Consider the following 19365-nt stretch of genomic DNA (forward strand, 5'->3'; position numbering starts at 1 on the left):
TGGGCCTTGTTCCTGTGGGCATAGTCATCGTCCAAGCCTGATTTTCGGGTAGTGGGATTTTATGTTGCAGAGGGCGACCGCGATTTTCATTTGCCGCCGAGTTGGCTGCGTTCGAGGTGCGTTCGAAATTCAAGACGCAAAGACTTCGTGTACTACTTCGCCGCCATTCACGGTAACCAGTTCGCGGCGGTTGTTGCGTTCGTAATAGAGGCGATGCTGATCCAGTCCCAAAGCATGCAGAATCGTCGCGTGCAGATCATGGGGCGAGACCGGCCGCTCCACTGCCGCGTAACCCACAGAATCGGTCGCGCCAATCACCTGGCCGCCGCGGACGCCCCCTCCGGCCAGCCACATTGAGTAGCCCGAGGGAGAATGATCGCGACCTGGCTTGCCGGCGCCGGGCTGGGCGGTGGGAGTGCGTCCGAACTCGCCTCCCCAAATGACCAGCGTTTGCTCCAGCAGGCCGCGGCGCTTGAGATCCTGCAGGAATCCGGCGATCGGCCGATCCGTCGCCTGGCACTTCTTGGAGTGATTCCCCAGCAAATCGCTATGGGCATCCCAGCCTCCGCTCCGAATTTGAATGAACCGCACACCCCGTTCGATCAGCCGGCGCGTAGTCAGGAGAATTCGTGCATACTCTTTGGTCTCGGCATCGTGCAGCCCGTAGAGATTCTCGGTCTCGACCGTCTCATGGCTGATATCGAAAGCCTCCGGAGCCGCTGTTTGCATCCGGAACCCCAACTCATACGAGGCAATCCTGGCTTCCAACTCCGATCGATCGCTGAACTCGGCGAGATGCCGGGCATTGAGCCGCTGCAGGAAATCGAGCTCGGCGCGGCGTTGTTGCTCCGAGACGTGCGTCGGTCGCTGCAGATGCGAAATCCCTTGCTCGCTATCGACGAAAATCCCTTGATAACGGGTGGGAAGAAATCCTGCGGCGGTCGTCGGCGGGCGCACGGTCTCGCCGGTCTTGAAAACGAGAAAGCCGGGGAGATTCTGATTCTCACTCCCCAGGCCATACGTCAACCAGGCTCCCAGGCTCGGGCGGTCTCCGAGTAATGATCCGGTTATCGACAAGTATTCTGCGGGTGCGTGAATGGGTGAGTCGTGGCGGCAACTTCGAATGACGCACAGGTCATCGGCACATCCGGCTACGTGCGGAAAGAGTTCGGATATCTCTAGCCCGCTTTGTCCTGCGCGCTGAAACTTCCAAGGGCTGGCGAGCAAGTTGTGCAGAGGCGCGCGAGCAATCTGAGGAACATCACTGGCGATCGATTCCGGCACATTCTGACCATGCAAACGGGTCAACTCCGGCTTGGGGTCGAAGGTATCATTCTGCCCCGGCCCGCCACCCAGAAAAATAAAGACAACCCGTCGGGCCGTTGCGCGGCGTTCCGTCGTCGCTGGCTCCTTGGCCGACAGGCCATCGTCGCACAGCAACCCGGCCAGCGCGGCAGCGCCGAATCCCAGCGTTGATCGTTGCAACATTTGTCGGCGGGTGAGATTCACCAAGGGTTCACTCCACATAAATGAACTCATTCAAATTGAGGAGTGCCTGGCAAACGCTCGCCGGGATTTGCGAAACATCGGCCGCCGGTTTACCAGGGATAAGAACCGGCCACAACTCTTGAGCAGCCGACAGTTCTTCAGCGGAAGGTTCGCGCAGGAGGATATGGCGAAATGCACGGTGAATCAATTCCGTCCGATCGTTGGCTCCTTTCGACAGCCGTGCGGCCAGTACGTTGCTCTGACGGACCGCGAACGGGCTGTTGAGCAAGAACAGTGACTGCAGCGGCGAAGTCGACACGTCTCGCCTCGCCACGCTGGCTGCGCATTCCTGCGGGCCGTCGAAGAGTCGCTGCACATCAGGGGCCTGCCCGCGCCGTTGAGACAGGTACAAACTGCGGCGTGTCGATTCCTCGCGTTGATCAATCGGAACGCTGGGTCCCAACACGCGGGGATTGAGTTCACCCGAGGTCGCCAACCAGGCATCGCGAATCATCTCCGCGGTCAGCCGCCGGGGGACATGCCGGGTCAGCCAGCGGTTGTCGGAATCGCGATGCGCCGAGTCGGCAGACGCGAGCGCTCTCTGCTGGTAAGTGGCTGAACTCACGATCATCCGCTGAATCTGTTTTGTGCTGCCACCGCCAGCCAGGAACTCCGCCGCCAGCCAATCGAGCAATTCCGGATGCGACGGTCGGGCTCCGCGCAGACCGAAGTCGTCGGCTGTCGCGACAAGTCCTCGCCCGAGGTGTTGTTGCCAAATTCGATTGACCCAAACTCGCGGCACTAGCGGTTGGTCGGGCTGCGTTAACCATCGCGCGAGTTCCAAACGGTTCCGCGGCGAATTCGTTGACGTGCGGCGCAAGACCTCAGGAAAGCTTGGCTGCACTTCGTTGCCCAGTTGATGCACCTCACCCCGATTGAGGATATAAGTCTTTAGTGACGCCAGTTCGACCGGGTCATACGAAAGTGGATAGAAGCCCAAACTGGGAAGCACCTGCAGGCGATGCGGACTCGTAACGGGAGAGTAATAGGCAAAGGTCTGGGGAATGGGCGGCGTCGCGGCGGTGAGTTCGTTCGTCCGCTTCTTCAGCTCGTCGTACAACTTGCGATTGGCCGGCGAGATTCGCTTTTCAATTTCGCCGTTCGACTTCTGGAACTTCAGACTGATCTTGCGGGCCCGCAACTCTTCGGCCGGCGTTCGTTGATCGGCAGGCAAATCGTAAACTCGCCGATTCTCAGGCGATAGTTGCTCACGAATTTCGGCGAAGAGTGCAGCCTTCCCTTGTTCGAAGAGCGTCCGTTGCAGCGCGACGGCCGGCGCTAACTCCGCTGGACCGACACGATCGTAATCGGCCTGGACCTCCCGCGACTGCAACTCGATATTCAGCGGCAGGCCCCGGACAAAAAACGAGTGCAGGCCGTAATAATCGCGGGCGGTGAGGGGATCAAACTTGTGATCGTGGCATTGGGCACAGTGAAGCGTCAGCCCGAGCAATCCGTTGCTAACAGCATTTACGATGTCGACGGCGACGTCGTTCCGCTGCAGCGCCTTGTCTTCTTCGTTGCTGCTAATGCGTGTGGCAGCGAGGAAACCGGTGGCGATCAGATTTTCGTCGGAGTACTCCGGCAGTTCATCGCCGGCAATTTGTTGCACGATGAACTCCGCAAAGGGCTGATCGCGATTGAATGAGCGAACCACGTAATCGCGATACCGCCAGGCGAACGGCCGTGGGTGATTGCTCTCAAAACCCTCCGATTCCGCCCAGCGGGCCAGGTCGAGCCAGAGGCGGGCCTGATGTTCGCCATAACGGGGATCGGCCAGCAAGCGATCGATGAGTCGCTCCACCGCATCGGGACTTTGATCCGCCGCGAACGCTTCCCCGTCTTCCCAAGTCGGAGGGAGACCGCAGAGATCGAGAAACAAACGTCGAACTAGTACCCGCCGCGGCGCCTCAAGCGCGGGAGCAAGTCCTTGCTCCTGATGTTTCTGCATGACAAACGCATCGACCGGTGAGCAAATCCAGTTGCCGCTGGTGTCGGGAACACTGGGCCGCCGCACTGCTTGAAACGACCAATGTTGCTGGGCGGCGATTCTCTCCGGCAGAAGATTCGTATCCCAGGGGAGTCCCGTATCGATCCAACGGGCGAGGATAGCGATTTCAGCGGGCTTGAGTCTGGGACCTTCCGGTGGCATTCGACGGTCTGGGTCGGATCCGAGAACGGCCCTCAACAAACGGCTTTCAGCGCTCTTCTTGGGAACCACAAGTGGTTCGTTGCCGTTCTCCCCGAGCAACTCCGACCGCAAATCAAGTCGCACTCCGGCGCGAGGCTGATGGCCTTCGTGGCAACGAAAGCAGCGTTCGCGCAGGATCGGCAACACATCCCTGCCGAAATCAACGGCTGTTCGCTCAACGGCCGCTGCTGGTTGCAGCCAACTGATGGCCGCAACCAAGCACATCCAAATCATGTTGATTGGTCGCGTAGACAAAGGTTGCACTCGAGGAGAGTCCGTGAACAACGCTTCACTTCAACTGCAAGGATAGTCCGTCTTTGATGCGAAGAGCAAGCAATCACTACGCACAGGGTCACCAAAAGGATTCACATGGGAGCAACGGGAAGGCAAGAATACACGCTTGGATGTTGATGCGATTTCGGTTACGCCTCCCTCCACTTCGTCCCCGGCTGACCGAGGCGCTCGCGCGAGGAAGGACTGCCACTCACTTCTTAAATTTCTCGCGAATCAGGGGCGTCAGGAACTTGGCGGTTTCATCGCCGATGACGTGATAGCCGGCGAGATTAGGGTGGCGATCGCCAAACCAGCCCGGCAGATGGCCGAAGTGAGCATCGAGCCGATTGTCGAGAACTTCCACGCTCGGATTAGCTCCCGGAACGACGAATGGCTTCACAAACTCGCGCCGGTTCTCTGGGATCTTCTCCAGGGGAAACCGGCGGTAGTTGAGCATGTCCGGGCCGCGTTTCAGCTCGGCGGCATAACGAGGATAGATATCGAACAGCCGCAGTCCTTCCGCTTTCGCGACGTCCGCGTTGAGTTTGTTCAGCCGCTGAGCTACTTCTTCGCCGCCGTAAGGAATGACCGTCATCACAATCAGCGAGGCCCGTGGATGATCCTTCCTGAGCCGCTCGATCAGCTCGTGATAATCCTTGGGGAAATTCTCGGCGAAGTTCTCGCGGCGGGCGTTGTCGTTCAAACCGTACCGAATCAGAACGAAGTCGATTCCGGGTAGTTTCGATGCTGCTTTCTCGTATCGGCCAGATTCCAATAGCCGTTGAATGTACTCGCCACTCAACCCCAGATTGATCACGTTGGTCGGCGGCAAGTCCTTCTCCGCAGCTAGTAACTCGCGTATCACGTCTTCCAGATGCGGTCCCTTGGGCACATGACGTCGCGGCACACTTCCCTCCGTCGTGCTGTCGCCGAGCAACAGGATTTGCACTTTGCCTTCGTGCTCGGCCTGAAGCGGACGGCTGCTGAAGGAGAGCGAGAAAACAATCGCAAGGAGCAGACAAACGCGGCAGCGCATCGTAGTATCCTTTGGGTTCATGGTGCAAACAACGGACGATCGGCGACGAATTCACTCCGACCACTCATACACAGTTAGTGATCCGGAGTCTGGATAAGAGCGTTGCCCGATCATTTGTGTTACGACACAGCGTTCGCCGCTCGGCTGAACATCTAGGCTCGTACAAGGGCCGATAGTGGCGGTGGTGGCGAGTGATTCATCCTTGGTGGGATCCCACGCACGCAGCTCGCCTTTGCCGATATCGCCTCCAGCCGTGAGTAGAAAGCCTTGCGCGTGAAATTGAGCCGAATAATAAAAGCCCTTCAACTGTGAAGCAAGTTTGAGTTTCAGTTCACCGGTCGCGATGTCGAACAGCAGCGCGCAAGCAGGGCCCGAGTATTCGTTACTGCCGCAGGCGACAAGCGTGTTGCCATCCGGCGAAATCGTAATCCCTCGAATGCCGCCCCACTCGATATCTTCCACGCGGCGATACGCAGAGAGTTGAGGCACATCGATGCTGCGTTGCTCCTTGCCGGTTGCAAACTCCCAGACCTTAAGCCGCGGCTTCTTCGGCTGACGGTCGGCAGAGATCAGTCGTTGACCATCCGGATGAAACGCCAGCCCGTACACAGGATGGCCCTCAATCCGCAACTTGTGCATACGCTTTCCATCACTGGCCTGCCAGACGTGTATGTTGCCATCGCGGTCACCGGTCGCGAACAGCTTGCCGTCTGGGCTGGCAGCCAGTGCGTAGATGGTGCTCGCATGAGCGGTGATCTTCCAGCGCTGCCGAGGTTTATCGCCTGTGCAGTCCCAAGCGAAAACCACACCCGCAAAGTCCGCCGTCAGAATCAGGTCTGTACCGGAACGTACGATGTTGCCGACCCAAGTCTCGTGGCCCGATAGCTCCGTGGTTGACTTAGCAGCCACATCGAGGCAAAGGATGTTGCGGTCTCTTCCTCCGGCCAGCACAAACCGGGCGGTCGGATCGAACGCGCAAGAAACCAGCGGCGAGTGGTGTTTGTATTCAGCCACTTCCTTGATTTTGGTGGGATCACTTTTCATGCATTGCCGCCGGAAGAAATGGATCAGGCGAGTAGTTCGTCAATCGGTTTCGCCGCTGGGTCTGCCACCGGATTGGTTTGTCCGCCGATGCTGTAAGATGCCGATGAATCGATACCTACGGCTCGCAAATAAGTGTGAAACAGATCACCGAGTTTGACGGGCTTGTCTTTGACTTCCGTACCGAGGTCGTTCGTCGAACCATACACCACGCCCGGCTTCACACCACAACCGGCCATAGCCACGCTCCAGGCGCGGCCCCAGTGATCGCGGCCGCCGAGCTTATTGATCTGCGGCGTGCGGCCCATCTCGCCCGAGATCACGACCAGCGTGTGCTCCAGCATGCCGCGCCGCTCGAGGTCGTCGAGCAAGGTGACCAGCGTGCGGTCGAACTCGGCACACCGGATTTGGTGCCAGTAGAAATTGTCCTGATGAGCATCCCAGTCGAAGTGAGTAACTTTCACGCAAGTGACGCCAGACTGCAGCAGCCGGCGGGCGAGCAAACAATTCTGACCGAATTCGTGCTTGCCATATTGTTCGTGATCAGCACCAGATTCTTTCGTCAAATCAAATATCTCGCGCCGATCCATCAGTGCCTGCGCTTGTTCGAATGTCGTCCGATAGGCGTCAATTGGCGCTGCATCGCGGCCCTGCCGGAAGCGTTCATCGTTCGATTTCCGGATGCGATCGACGGTCTCGGCAAGGGTTGGTTTTACCGCAGCAGGCTGGACGAGATTCTCCGGAGGCTGATTGTTGACGACCCGCACACCTTGGTACTTCGCACCCAGAAAGCCTGCATCGCCGACATCGGTGTACGCCTTCGGCCCATCGCGCCGGATCGAAACGTAGCCGGGCAACACGTCCTCGGATCGTTCTAGCAGCTTTGCTACCGCGGAGCCGAGCACCGGATAACCGGGCGCGATGCGGCCCGATTGCATGGCGTAATGTCCTTGGAAATGATCCGGGATGTTCGAATTCAGGCTGCGCACCACCGTCAGTCGATGCATGATCTTCGACGTGTGGGGCAGAAGTTCGCCGATCTGCACGCCAGGGAGTGATGTCGAGATCGCCCGGAACGGGCCGCCGGTTTTGGTGCCCGTTTTAGGGTCCCAGGTTTCGAACTGGCTCGCACCCCCGGATAGAAACAAGAGGAGCAGTTGTTTGCGAGGTAACGTCGATACCTCGGCACGCAACGGTTGCTCAATTGCCCCCGCTCCGAGTGCAGCAGCAGTCCCTTGCAACCAGGTGCGGCGTGAGATCTCCGAAGCTGCGGTACGTGATTGACGCCCTGCCATCTGCTGCTCCTGAAATCAGTGGTTCAAACGAAATTCAGACGACAACAGCAAACCCCACAGCAGAGCTTGCAACGGTTCACGCCGCTCCTTGGGAGTTTTGATCGACTGGAGCAGTTGCCGAACTTCGGCCACTTCATCCTCCGTTGGCAGGCGTGACAGCACGCTCAGATACAGTCCATCGGCCACCGACTGGATGTCGGACATCTGGTTGAGGCGCGCGAGCAGAGTGCCAGAGTCCTCTTGGAGAATCGGTAAAAGCTTCGTGCTGTTGCGAAAATACAGCGCCTGATCGACCACCGGTTGAAAGCCCTCTTCCGGTTGACCGGGAAGCCCCGTGAACGCGGCCACCAAGCTAACAGACTGACGTTCCAGGGCTTCGTTCCGCGTGATCTTCTCTTTCCAAGCCGGTGTGGGACTGGCTTCTGGCAATGGCGAAGTTTTCTTCGTTTGAGCATCGAGCCGAGCGTAATGCAATTCAATCCGACCCGTGGCCTGCAGCACCGACCACCGCAATTGTTCAGCGCTCAGCCCACGCAAAGACGCGACGGCAAATGACTGTTCCGGCAAATCCTTTGAGTCAACCGTCATCAAACTGGACCGCTGATAGGTATCGCTAAGCGCGACTTCGCGGAGAAAGCCCCTGATGTCGTAATGGTTCTCAACCAGCCAGCGTTCCAGCACGGCGAGCAATTCGGGATGTGAAGGTGGATTGGCAGCGTGATGAAGATCGAGGGGGTGTACCAATCCTCTTCCCAGCAAGATGGCCCACAAACGATTGGCGATGTTTCGCGTAAACCCTAGCGTTTCCGCGCGGGGAAGCTGCTCAGCCAGTTTCAATCGCCGGCTATAAGTGGGGACGCCCCGAACTTTTGGCTCCGGTTTGACGAGGTACTCTTTATCCTTTTCGAGCGGCGGGTCGGCAATCATTTCGCCGCCGGGCAAGCGGGGACTGGTCTCTCCGGACTTGGTCGTGAAGACCGAGACAAACGTCGTTTTGCTCGCGGCGGTTTCTGCCAGTTGTGCTCCGCGCGGCGAGAGCGGGTGCATTTTGGACCGTTCCAGAAACGCGTAAATGCCGAAGTAGTCTGCCTGGCGATAATCCGCCACGTGCGGGTCGTCATGGCACTGGGCGCACTGCAGGTCGACTCCGAGAAACAGACGTCCGACATCGCGCGTCAGTTGATGGGAAGCAACATCCCGGACGATGTAAAACTTGAATGCACCCGCAAGCTTCGCATCGGTGCCGTCACTGGCCAGCAACTCCCGAACAAGCTGGTCCCAGGGTTTATTGGCGGCAAACGACTCGGCCAAATACTCGCGCCAGGTCGCTGCGGGCACATCGTACAAGTTGCCTCCCGCCGCAATCCGTTGCTCGGTGAGCATGACATCAAACACCCGGGCCATGTGCAGTGCATAGTCGGGGCTGGCGAGCAAATCGTCAATCAGCTTTTGCCGTTTATCGGTCGCACTGTTCTCCAAGAATGCCCGAGTCGCTTGCGCTGTGGGAATGACGCCGGTCAGATCCAAATGCACGCGGCGGATGAACTCGGCGTCACTGCTAGGTCCCGCCGGTGTGACCTTCAGTTCGTCCAGCCGCTGGGAAACAAGTGAATCAATTTGCTGATGCAACGGAGGTGCATCAGCAGCGACCATAGTTAGCGAAGTCACAGCCCAGACCGCGAGGCAGATCGTCCACGCAACTGCCCTTGAAATGCCATAAATTGTGTGCATGGTGAGATGATGCCGGTGACACGCAATTCAAAAGGTCTTCGCTGGAAACATCAGTCATCGCTTATGCTTCATGGTAAGTAGTTCAATCGGCGGCTGCAATTGGCCGTTACAGGCATCCATTGATTGAAGGAGCGAGCGTGAAAATGGCTCTTCGTTCCATATCTCTCCCTGGTAATTTCGGCCTGCGTGCGCTTCATTTGGCATGGGCCTGTTGTGCACTTATCGCCTGGCAGGTTGAGTCGCACGCTGCGGAGGATTTCTCGTTGCGAGATGGTGACACCGTGGTCTTTCTGGGGGACAGCATTACGGCAGCGCGCACGTACACGAAGATCATCGAAAACTACACCCTCCTGCGCTTTCCACAGCGGCGCATACGCTTCTACAACGCCGGCATCGGCGGCGATACGGCAGCGGGGTCGCTCGCGCGATTGGAGCGCGATGTGTTCTCGCGCCGTCCCACCGTCCTCACGGTCTGCTTCGGATTGAATGACATCGGCTGGGGCTTGAAAGCCGATGATGAGCACAAGGCGCTCTATGTCAACTCACTGCGCACGATCATCGACAAGTGCCAGGAACGCAAGATTCGGGTCTTCATCTGCTCGGGTCCGATCACAGCCGAGGATCCTGACAAAGGCGAAGCGGGCTACCTGCAGAAAATGTGCGACGAAGCGTTCGTGATGGCCAAGGCGAAAGGAGCGGGAACCATCGATGTGCAGCGTCCCATGCGCGAGATCCAGCGCCGCGTGCTGAAAGTGAACCAAGGGATTGCCGACGAATCGAAGCACACCAGGTTGCATTTGGCGGATGGTGTTCACTTGAACGATCTTGGCCACCTCGCAATGGCTTACGCATTTTTGCAGGGCTTCAATGCACCAGGGGACATTTCGCAGGCCGAGATCGATATTCCGACAAAGAAAGTCACTGCAGCGGGCTGTCGGATCAGCGACGTTCGACAACTTGATGATGGCTGCGAGTTCACCCGGTTGGATGACGGATTGCCGTTCAACAACGGTTTGTTCTTTGCCCTGAATTTTGCCTACGTCCCGCTTCATCGCGATTTCAATGCCTATCGACTAAAGATCACGGGTCTGGCGGACGGAAGATATGAAGTCACCGTGAATGGCCGCAGCACGGCGAAATTCACCGCGAAGCAATTGGCGGCTGGAGTCGACATCGCCTCGACGACGACAAGTGCGTGGCAACCCGGAGGGCCCTGGGATGCACAAGCCACGGTCCTGCGTTCGCTCACCGAGGCTCGCCACGAGGTGGATACCGCCCGCTTGTTGTCTCGCCTTTACCTCGCGGATCAGCCAATCGTCGCTGAGTTAGATCGCAAGTCACAGCCTGCCGAAGAACAACTGATCGAATTGCAACGACTCGCAGCGCGGCCACGCCCTTATCACTTCGTCATCCGCCCGGCCGCTGAGGCTCCTTAGAGGCCCCGCGAATCGTATTCCCCCCAGACGTTTGATTGACTCCGCAGAGCCATTCGCATTAGGCTGGTTTTATGGGTAAGCCGCTTAGACAATGCTAGGCGTGGCCAATCCCGTCAATTACCCTCCCACCCACCCTCCCTCCTGATCGCTTCCCCACCGTAAGAAAATGGGCATACTCCCTCGAGTTGCGTTACGCCGAATACTGCCTGCGGAAAACTTCGCTGCCGTAGTTTTGTTGGCGATGGCAGCTACACAGTTCAGCAATGCCGCTGAGCGACCCGTCAGCTTTGTCAACGATGTCATGCCGGTTTTGACGAAGTCGGGTTGCAATGTCGGCGTCTGCCACGCCAAAGCCGGCGGAGGTCAAAACGGATTTCAACTCTCGCTGCTGGGATTTGAATCAGCTGATGACTATGAACACATCGTCAAGGAAGGGCGCGGACGACGGTTGCAACTCGCCGCGCCGGAGCAAAGCCTTCTCCTTCTCAAAGGGACTGCAACAATCCCACATGGCGGCGGTGTTCGCCTGGAACTGGGTGCTGAGAATTATGCCGTGCTCCGCGAGTGGATCCGCCAGGGAGCGCCGTTGGATCAGGACAAGGCGCCATCACTGACCGGGTTCGAAGTTCAGCCCGGACGAGGTTCAATTAATCGCCAGGGAGAGCAGCAGCTCACCGCGATCGCTCGCTACTCGGATGGTCAGACCCGCGATGTCACGAGGCTCGCCATCTATGAGTCCAATGATCCCGCCATGGCCGAGGTCACCGAGCGGGGCCTGGTGAAGATCCTCGATATTTCGGGCAACGTGGCCGTGATGGTTCGGTATCAGGGCAAAGTTGCCGTCTATCAAGCCTCCGTTCCGCTCGGCGCCCCGGTTGAGAGTTTCCCCGCACCAGGTAACTTTGTCGACGAACACGTTTTTGCGAACCTCAAGACGCTCGGCATTCCTCCTTCCCCCCTATGCGACGATGCCACGTTTCTCCGGCGCGTGACGTTGGACATTGGTGGGCGGTTACCGACGGAGAGCGAAGCGGCAGCATTCCTGTCGAGTCAAGATGCCGACAAACGTGACAAGGTGATTGACGAGTTGTTGCGCAGTCCCGATTACGCCGACTTTTTTGCCAACAAATGGACGGCGTTGTTGAAGAATCGCCGGGACGATGCCAGCGACATCGTTTCCAACTTTGCGTTTCATGCCTGGGTGCGCGACAGCCTGCTGGCCAACAAACCTTACGACCAATTTGTCCGCGAATTGCTGGGGGCAACGGGCAACGTGCTCGGTAATCCGCCTGTCGCCTGGTACAAGCGCGTTCAGGATCCGAAGCAACAAATCGAAGATGTCGCGCAGCTCTTCCTGGGCGTTCGCATGCAATGCGCCCAGTGCCATCACCATCCGTTCGAACGCTGGAGCCAGGACGACTACTACTCGCTTACAGCATTCTTCAGCCAGGTTGGCAGAAAGCCATCGGGAACGCGCGGCGAAGACTTGATTTTTCACAAACGTGGGATCGCCGTTGCTAACAACATGAAGACGGGCTTGCCGCTGAAACCGGCAGCCCTGGGAGACACGATTCCTGAGATTGCCCCGGATGAAGATCCCCGCCTACGACTCGCCGATTGGATGGGGTCCAAAGACAACCCGTTTTTCGCGAAGGCGCTGGTGAATCGCTACTGGAAGCACTTTTTCCAGCGCGGCCTGATCGAGCCCGAAGATGATATCCGCGATACGAATCCGCCGACCAACCCGGCGCTCCTCGCCGCGCTTGAAAGACACTTCATTGCAAGTGGCTTCGATCTGAAGGAACTCGTTCGCGTCATTACGCGGTCGAGTGCGTATCAATTGAGCGAAGTGCCGAACGAGCACAATCGCGCGGATCGGCAGAACTATTCCCGTTACTATCCGCGGCGGTTGCCAGCCGAGGTGCTGCTGGATGCCATCGATGCCGTCGCCGGGACGCAAACCGACTTCGCGAATTTGCCCCTGGGAACGCGAGCCGTCGCGCTGCCCGACAACAGTTACAACCGCTCGTCACCTTTCCTCCGAGTATTTGGACGACCGGAAGGGGCGAGTGTGTGTGAGTGCGAGCGAGTTCAATCGTCCAGCCTCGCGCAGAGCCTGCACCTGATCAATGCGCCGGACATCAAGGCCAAGCTGAGTAACGCGAATGGCCGAGCTGAACGATTAGCCAAAGATCCAAAGCCTGTGGAAGCAAAAGTTCGGGAACTTTATCTGGCGGCTTTCTCGCGCGAGCCGCGTCCTGACGAGTTGAAGACCGCCGTGACTTATCTCACTGAGCCTGCCGTCGCTGCTGACGGCTCTCCCGTCGATCCTGCCAAGGCCGCTCGCGAGAATTTCCAGGATCTGATTTGGGCGCTGATCAACACCAAAGAATTCCTCTTTAACCATTAGGCGCATAATGAACGACCGGGTTCGAAATAAGACGGGCACGACCATCGTCTCCTTATGGACGCTCGTCGCTGTCTGGCTCTGCCTGCAATCCGTTTCGCTGGCTCAATCGGTCGGTTTGCCCGCTCCCCGCCTGCTGACGACGATGCCGATGGGGGGCCAGGTCGGGTCTCAGGTCGAGGTCACCATCAGCGGCGAGTATCTCGACGACGCGGATCACCTGACTTTCTCCGATCCGCGCATCACAGCAGTCCGCAAACTGGATTCTGCGGGTCAACCCGTGCCAGGTAAGTACGTCGTCACGATCGGCGCCGATTGCCCGGCCGGACTCTACGAAGCCCGCGTGATGACTCGACTCGGGATTTCATCATCGCGGGCCTTCTCCGTGGGAGCGCTTCGAGAAGTCGTGCAGACAAAGGCCAATACGTCTCTGATGACCGCGCTGGAACTGCCGCTGAACTCGATTTGCAATGCGGCGATGACCGCTCGTGCGGTGGATCACTATGTGTTTGAGGGCCGCAAAGGTCAGCGCGTGATTGTCGATTGCGCGACACGGGGGATCGATTCCAAGTTGGACGCGGTAGTGATCATCGCCGATGCGGCTGGTCGCGACTTGCTCGTGGAACGTCGTGGCGGGGCGCTCGACTTTAAGGTTCCCAGTGACGGCCGGTATGTCATCAAGGTTCACGAGATGACTTTCAAAGGTGGGCCGGCCTATTACTATCGACTGGGCGTGTGGGAATCCCCCGCGGATGCCCCGCTCGTTCGCATGCCCACGACCAGGCCCGTCAACTCATTCTCCTGGCCGCCCCAAGGGCTGCCAGAAGTGGCAACAACCACGGAAGCCGAGCCCAATAACGAGCGAGCGAAAGGGCAAAAGATCTCGCTCCCTTGCGATCTGGCGGGCAGTTTCTTTCCTGCCGCCGATGTAGACGTCTTTGAATTTGAGGCGAAGAAGGGAGATGTCTGTTGGGTGGAAGTTGGTTCCGAGCGGTTTGGTTTGCCGACCGACCCGGCGATTCTCGTTCAGCATGTCAGCCGGACTGGCGATGAGGAGAAACTGACCGATGTTGCTGAGTTCAGCGATATCGCCAGTCCCGTCAAGGTTTCGAGCAACGGCTACGCCTACGACGGCCCTCCTTACAATGCCGGCTCTGCCGACATTCTCGGCAAACTCGAGATCAAGGAAGATGGCCTCTATCGTTTGCAATTGTCAGACCTGTTCGGCGGCACGCGCAGCGATCCCCGCAATATCTATCGCCTGGTGATTCGCAAGGCAGCTCCGGATTTTGCCCTCGTCTCGTGGGCGCTGCACATGGAACTGCGGAACGGCGATCGGAATGCCGTGTCAAAGCCACTGGCTCTGCGCGGCGGAGCGACGATGGCCTTGGAGGTGGTCGCCATTCGGCGTGACGGCTTCACTGGCGACATCGACCTGACCATGGAAGGTTTGCCGGAAGGAGTGACCGCGCACGGCTTGAGAATCCCCGCCGGGCAGTCGCGGGGCTTGATGCTCGTGACGGCGCGTGACGATGCTCCGCGCGGGATTGCGAACGCAACCTTTACAGGACGCTCGACGATCGACGGCGTCGCGGTAATTCGTCCTTGCCGAGTCGCGTCGATGGCATTTCCCATTCCCGATGCCTGGGGCGAGATTCCGAGCCCGCGACTGGTGGCTGATGTTCCTGTGGCCGTCAGCGGCTTGGAATTGGCTCCGCTTACCATCTCGCCTGCGAGCAAAGAGCCGTTGACCGTTGTAGCGGGCGAAAAGTTGACGATTCCGCTGAACCACACGCGCCGCGGCGAGTTTTCGGGATCGACTCTGAATTTGCGTACGATGGGGGCCGTGTTCGAACGCGCCCCGGCGTTTAATGTTCCGCTGACTGCAGACAGTTCGCAGGCTATTCTCGATACTGGCGCTTTGAAGGCGCCTCCGGGAGATTATTTGATCGCCTTTTACGGCGGTGTGGTGACGAAGTATCGGCACAATCCTGATGCGGTTCCTGCACTGGAGGAAGCACGCCGACAGGCTGAGCAAGAACTGCAGAAAATTGACGCCGAGTTAAAAAACTTAACCGATGCATCGAAGGCTGCACTGGCCGAAGACAAGAGTGAGGCCGAGAAGTCTCTCGAAAGCATGACCGCAAAGCAAAAGGCCGCAGCCGCTGCCTTGGCTACCGCGACCGAGCGACTCAAGACCGCAACCGAGGCTGCCAAGCCGCGCGACATTGTCGATATTCTGGTTTCCGAGCCTATTGCCATTCGGGTCCTGCCGGCGGAGAAAAAATGAGCGATTCAGACAATGCCAACTCGAATCCTGTCTGCCCCGGTCCGATCACGACCTCTGGCAATCGTCGCGCCTTCCTGCAGGCTGGCCTCGCCGGTTTCGCGACGCTGAGCCTGCCAGGCATCCTGCGGTTACAAGCACAGAACCAGTTGCTGGCAGCAGAGCGAAATTTGGCTCGCGAAAAGACCGCGGTGATCATGGTCTGGCAACCGGGCGGCTGTTCGCATCTTGAGACTTATGATCCCAAACCCGATGCCGGCAGTGAGTACAGTGGGCCATTCGAAACGATTTCCACCAAAGTGCCCGGGCTGCGTTTTTGCGAACTCCTGCCGCGGCAGGCGGCCATTGCCGACAAGTTCACGGTGCTCCGCTCGATGCGTCAGGCGGCAGGCGGTCATCCAGCTGGCTCGATGCAGCTGCTCTCAGGCGATCCGGACACCCGTGATAAACCGAAGCCGAAATTGCCCGACTGGATGTCGGTGACCAATTACCTTCGGTCGCAGGCCGGTCCGCGTCAGAATCCCTTGCCTGCCTACGTCGGCATCAATCCGCCGCTGGAATACAACGGCCCCGCGTATCTCGGTGATGCCTATTCACCGTTCGTCGTCAGCGGAGATCCTAGCAAGCCGACGTTCACGGTTCCCAACATCGGACTGACCGACGCCAATGAAGTCCGTCGCCTGGGTCGCCGTTCGTCGTTGCGGCAAAACCTCGATACGCTCGAACGCTCTTTCGATCAGCAGCGCGAGTTGGCTGCGCTCGATGAATTCGAGTCGCAGGCCATGACCTTGCTCACCAGCCCCAAGGCCAAGGAGGCTTTTGATCTCACTCGTGAAGACGAGGGCACGCGAGATCGGTATGGCCGGAATTCCTGGGGACAACAACTGCTGCTCGCGCGACGTTTGATCGAAGCGGGCGTGGATGTGGTGACCACCAGTCTCAGCGGACCGTTGTGCGGACGGGTGAACAACTGGGACGATCACGCGGTGAATCATCATGTATTCGACGCCATGCGTTTTCGCTCCGTGGCTTACGATCAGGCGGTTTCGGCGCTGATTGAAGATGTCTATGAGCGGGGCTTGGACCAACGCGTGCTCGTCGTGGTCACGGGCGAGTTCGGCCGCACGCCCAAAATCAGCTACGCCGCCAGCACCGGCGCGGGCGATGCCAGCGCTCCGGCCGGCACGCAACAACCGGGTCGCGACCATTGGCCGCGGGCATTCTCGAACATTTGGGCGGGCGGCGGCATTCAAACAGGCCGCGTAATTGGCGCCACGGATAAGCGCGGCGAAGATTCGGTCGAGCGAATCTGTGGTCCGGGCGACTTCCTGGCAACCATCTATCACCACCTGGGCATCGACGCAGCGAAGACGCTGATTCGGGATTTCAACGGACGCCCCACGCCGATTGTCGATCACGGGAAACCCATTCCGGAACTGATGGGATAGTCCAGACAATTCGTCAACCGCCTACTCCAGTCATGACCGCGCATTCCTGGGCTGCACGAGGAACAAGAGATGATCTTCCGCAGCCCGTACTCAGTTTCAGTGTTGTTCTTCGTCCTGTGTCTGACCCGATTTGCCACAAGCTCTGCTACTGGGCAATCGCCGCCGGTTATCAACGTTCTCTTCCCTGCTGGCGGAAAGGCGGGCCAAGCCGTGGTGGTGACGGCCAGCGGTAGCAATCTGCAGGGACTTCAAAAGCTGCACAGCAACATTCCTGGTTTCCAATGCGAGCGGCTCGATGGAGGCCGTTTTCGGTTGACGATCCCCGAGGGCGTGATGCCCGGACTTTATGACCTCTGGGGACAAAGTGATAATGGACTCAGCGCCCCCAGGACGTTTGCCATTAGCAATCGCACGGAGCATCAGGAGACTGAGCCCAATGATTCAGCCTCGGCGGCGATCTCCATTCCCATCGATGCTGTGATCAATGGGCGGATCGACAAGGTAAGCGACGTCGACTTTTTCCAGTTCTCGGCCAGGCAAGGACATCGCGTGGTGGTCGAATGTTGGGCTGAACGGATCGACTCCCGCCTGCGCGCGGTGCTGGAAGTGTTTGATTTGGCCGGTCGGCGACTGGCGGTGAACCGAGGCTATTTTGGGATCGATCCACTCATCGACTTTCGCGTGCCGGCCGACGGTGGCTACATCATCAAAGTGCAGGATCTGATTTCTGCAGGCAGTGCTGAACATTACTACCGACTCGACATCGACACCGGGCCTCGCGTGGCCTTTTCGTTGCCGAATGTCGTCGAACGCGGCCAGACGTCACGGGTCGTATTGTTTGGCTGGAATCTGTCGAAGAGCGGCAATCTCGCGGCTGGGACTGCCAAACACACCGACGACAATGCAGTCCATTTTGATCAGATCGAAGTCGAGATTCCCGCGGCGCTCGCGCGAGAATCTTGGCCTTTGCCTGTGAAGTTGTTGCCCCCTCAAGCGGTACTCGCAGGCGCGTCCTTCCCATACTTCCTGCGTGGCAGTCATGCGCCAGTACCCATTGGCGTGACGGATGTGCCAGTCGTCGCGGATCACCGTGATAATCACTCGCCCTCATCGGCCCAGAGAATTGACGTTCCCTGCGAAGTGAGCGGGCAGCTTGCAACCGCCGACGAACGGGATTGGTTTACCATTCAAGCGCGTCGCGGCGAAGTGTTTCAGCTGGAAGCGTTTGGGCAACGCATCCAGTCGCCAGTCGACTTACAGGTCAGAGTGCTCGACGCAGCAGGCGAACGGGAGTTGGCAAGGTTCAGCGACGAGGTGCGCAACAGCAGTGGTCCGTTTCCAACCGCTCATCTCGATCCAGCTGGTCGTTGGGTCTGCCCGGCAGATGGTCGATACCTGCTGACGATAAGTTCTTTGATTGGTGGCTCGAAAACGGACTTACGCCGGACCTATCGGTTGAGCATCCACCGTGAGGAACCTGACTTTGAACTCATTGCCCTTCCCCGTCGCGACAATCTGTCGGCCCTCAATATTCCGCGTGGAGGACGTGAAGCAATCGACCTCTTGGCGCTACGCCGCCGAGGCCTGCAGGGAGCCATTCGTGTTTTCGCCAAGGATTTGCCAGCAGGAATCGAATGTCCCGATGTTTGGCTCGGTCCCGGCGTCGATCGTGCGACCGTCATTGTCTCCGCCCAGCGCGACGCGGCCCCGTTCGGAGAGCTGAAACTGGATGGTGTTGCAGCCGACGTTCCGGAACTCGACGGGAAAAGTTCACCCATCGTTACAGCTGACATCATACCCAAGGTCGCTGCGCCGTCGGCCGCGGACATCCGTCGCCCAGTGTTGGGTGGCACGATTGTCCGAACGGGAACGCCTAATGGCTGGGGCCGCATTACTTCGCAAATGCCGCTGGCAGTTGCGGGCGATTCGCCCCTGCGAATCACGGCCGATGCTCACGAAATGCTCGATCATCATCTCTATGGAAAGTTGCAAGTGAGGCATTCCCCGGGCAGCTTTCTCGACGTCGCAGTCCACGTGGAATGGCAAGATGCCGGGCGCCAGGAAGCCGTTCGTTGCATCGGTGTGGGACTTCCTGAGTTGGTTCAGAATCAGACGACTAAGATTCCGCCTGGACAACAAAAGGGGTACGTGAGTTTCTATCTTCCGCCAGCGCTTCCCGTTGGTCGCTACTCTCTCGTCATTCATGGGGAGACCTCGCTGCTTGCTCAGGGCAAGAAACCCGAAACCGTCGTGGTCTACAGCAATCCTGTGACCTTTGATGTGCATCCTGCCGCGTTCTTGGTCGAAGTTGATCCATTCACCGAGAAACGGGTTAAACGCGGCGATGTGATCAAAGTCACCTATTCGTCAAAGCGTTTGAACGGGTTCATTGGTAAGATGCACACCGAATTAGCCGTACCGGGTCGTGTTACGGAAGTCAGTGGATTCCTCGGGCGCGGCGAAACATTTGTCGGTCAGTCCGAAACGGGTGCGTTGCAAATCATCATCAACGGCGACGCCCCTTTGGGACGGCAGTCTGATCTGCGGTTGTTGACCGTCGGTGTGCTTGAAGAAAAGCCCGTGTTCTTTGGCAGCAGCTCCCTTCCGCTGGAAGTTGTCGAGTGATGCATGTTCACCAAACCGCTGTGTGGCGGCCTTCGCTCGCGAGAGGA

At 58.5% G+C, this 19365-nt stretch carries 11 protein-coding genes; 5 read left to right on the forward strand and 6 right to left on the reverse strand.

The window, feature by feature from the left end:
* Window positions 1-129: 129 nt before the first annotated feature.
* The 6 genes from ETAA8_RS10820 to ETAA8_RS10845 all read right to left on the reverse strand — a co-directional run bounded on the left by ETAA8_RS10820 (window position 130) and on the right by ETAA8_RS10845 (window position 9115).
* Window positions 130-1527: a DUF1501 domain-containing protein gene (locus ETAA8_RS10820; protein ID WP_145088035.1), complete on the reverse strand. Its 1398-nt coding sequence runs from the start codon at window positions 1525-1527 to the stop codon at window positions 130-132.
* Entirely contained in the window at window positions 1517-3994 is a 2478-nt protein-coding gene (locus ETAA8_RS10825; protein ID WP_145088036.1) for a PSD1 and planctomycete cytochrome C domain-containing protein, read from the reverse strand. Before ETAA8_RS10825 ends, ETAA8_RS10820 begins: the two co-directional genes overlap by 11 nt.
* 229 nt (window positions 3995-4223) lie before the next feature.
* Window positions 4224-5048, reverse strand: coding sequence for an SGNH/GDSL hydrolase family protein (locus ETAA8_RS10830; protein ID WP_145088037.1), 825 nt, complete (start codon window positions 5046-5048; stop codon window positions 4224-4226).
* 51 nt (window positions 5049-5099) lie between these two features.
* On the reverse strand, window positions 5100-6092 hold the full coding sequence (locus ETAA8_RS10835; RefSeq protein ID WP_145088038.1) for a WD40 repeat domain-containing protein: 993 nt from the start codon (window positions 6090-6092) through the stop codon (window positions 5100-5102).
* A 23-nt stretch (window positions 6093-6115) separates the two neighbouring features.
* On the reverse strand, window positions 6116-7384 hold the full coding sequence (locus ETAA8_RS10840; protein ID WP_145088039.1) for a DUF1501 domain-containing protein: 1269 nt from the start codon (window positions 7382-7384) through the stop codon (window positions 6116-6118).
* 15 nt (window positions 7385-7399) lie between these two features.
* Window positions 7400-9115 (reverse strand): DUF1549 domain-containing protein, encoded by a 1716-nt coding sequence (locus ETAA8_RS10845; RefSeq protein WP_145088040.1) that lies wholly within the window; start codon window positions 9113-9115, stop codon window positions 7400-7402.
* A 143-nt stretch (window positions 9116-9258) separates the two neighbouring features.
* Between ETAA8_RS10845 and ETAA8_RS10850 the strand changes: the two genes are divergently transcribed.
* From ETAA8_RS10850 to ETAA8_RS10870, 5 genes are all read left to right on the forward strand, one after another.
* Complete coding sequence (locus ETAA8_RS10850; protein WP_145088041.1) at window positions 9259-10551, forward strand: SGNH/GDSL hydrolase family protein; 1293 nt, start codon at window positions 9259-9261, stop codon at window positions 10549-10551.
* Window positions 10552-10792: 241 nt separating this feature from the next.
* Window positions 10793-12961 (forward strand): DUF1549 domain-containing protein, encoded by a 2169-nt coding sequence (locus tag ETAA8_RS10855; RefSeq protein WP_238397731.1) that lies wholly within the window; start codon window positions 10793-10795, stop codon window positions 12959-12961.
* 7 nt (window positions 12962-12968) lie between these two features.
* Entirely contained in the window at window positions 12969-15248 is a 2280-nt protein-coding gene (locus ETAA8_RS10860; RefSeq protein ID WP_145088043.1) for a serine protease, read from the forward strand.
* Window positions 15245-16693: a DUF1501 domain-containing protein gene (locus ETAA8_RS10865; RefSeq protein WP_202921754.1), complete on the forward strand. Its 1449-nt coding sequence runs from the start codon at window positions 15245-15247 to the stop codon at window positions 16691-16693. The genes ETAA8_RS10860 and ETAA8_RS10865 overlap by 4 nt, the downstream gene beginning before the upstream one ends.
* A 69-nt stretch (window positions 16694-16762) precedes the next feature.
* On the forward strand, window positions 16763-19318 hold the full coding sequence (locus tag ETAA8_RS10870) for a PPC domain-containing protein (protein WP_145088044.1): 2556 nt from the start codon (window positions 16763-16765) through the stop codon (window positions 19316-19318).
* Window positions 19319-19365: the final 47 nt, after the last annotated feature.

Origin of the sequence: Anatilimnocola aggregata (assembly GCF_007747655.1) — a bacterium.
GTDB classification, from domain to species: domain Bacteria; phylum Planctomycetota; class Planctomycetia; order Pirellulales; family Pirellulaceae; genus Anatilimnocola; species Anatilimnocola aggregata.

What these genes read in the sequence shown, in the direction of transcription:
- ETAA8_RS10820 (WP_145088035.1), bottom strand. Translation starts at nt 1,527, where the DNA reads ATGTGGAGTGAACCCTTGGTGAATCTCACCCGCCGACAAATGTTGCAA.
- ETAA8_RS10845 (WP_145088040.1), bottom strand. Translation starts at nt 9,115, where the DNA reads ATGCACACAATTTATGGCATTTCAAGGGCAGTTGCGTGGACGATCTGC.
- ETAA8_RS10860 (WP_145088043.1), top strand. Translation starts at nt 12,969, where the DNA reads ATGAACGACCGGGTTCGAAATAAGACGGGCACGACCATCGTCTCCTTA.
- ETAA8_RS10840 (WP_145088039.1), bottom strand. Translation starts at nt 7,384, where the DNA reads ATGGCAGGGCGTCAATCACGTACCGCAGCTTCGGAGATCTCACGCCGC.
- ETAA8_RS10850 (WP_145088041.1), top strand. Translation starts at nt 9,259, where the DNA reads ATGGCTCTTCGTTCCATATCTCTCCCTGGTAATTTCGGCCTGCGTGCG.
- ETAA8_RS10835 (WP_145088038.1), bottom strand. Translation starts at nt 6,092, where the DNA reads ATGAAAAGTGATCCCACCAAAATCAAGGAAGTGGCTGAATACAAACAC.
- ETAA8_RS10865 (WP_202921754.1), top strand. Translation starts at nt 15,245, where the DNA reads ATGAGCGATTCAGACAATGCCAACTCGAATCCTGTCTGCCCCGGTCCG.
- ETAA8_RS10870 (WP_145088044.1), top strand. Translation starts at nt 16,763, where the DNA reads ATGATCTTCCGCAGCCCGTACTCAGTTTCAGTGTTGTTCTTCGTCCTG.
- ETAA8_RS10855 (WP_238397731.1), top strand. Translation starts at nt 10,793, where the DNA reads ATGGCAGCTACACAGTTCAGCAATGCCGCTGAGCGACCCGTCAGCTTT.
- ETAA8_RS10830 (WP_145088037.1), bottom strand. Translation starts at nt 5,048, where the DNA reads ATGCGCTGCCGCGTTTGTCTGCTCCTTGCGATTGTTTTCTCGCTCTCC.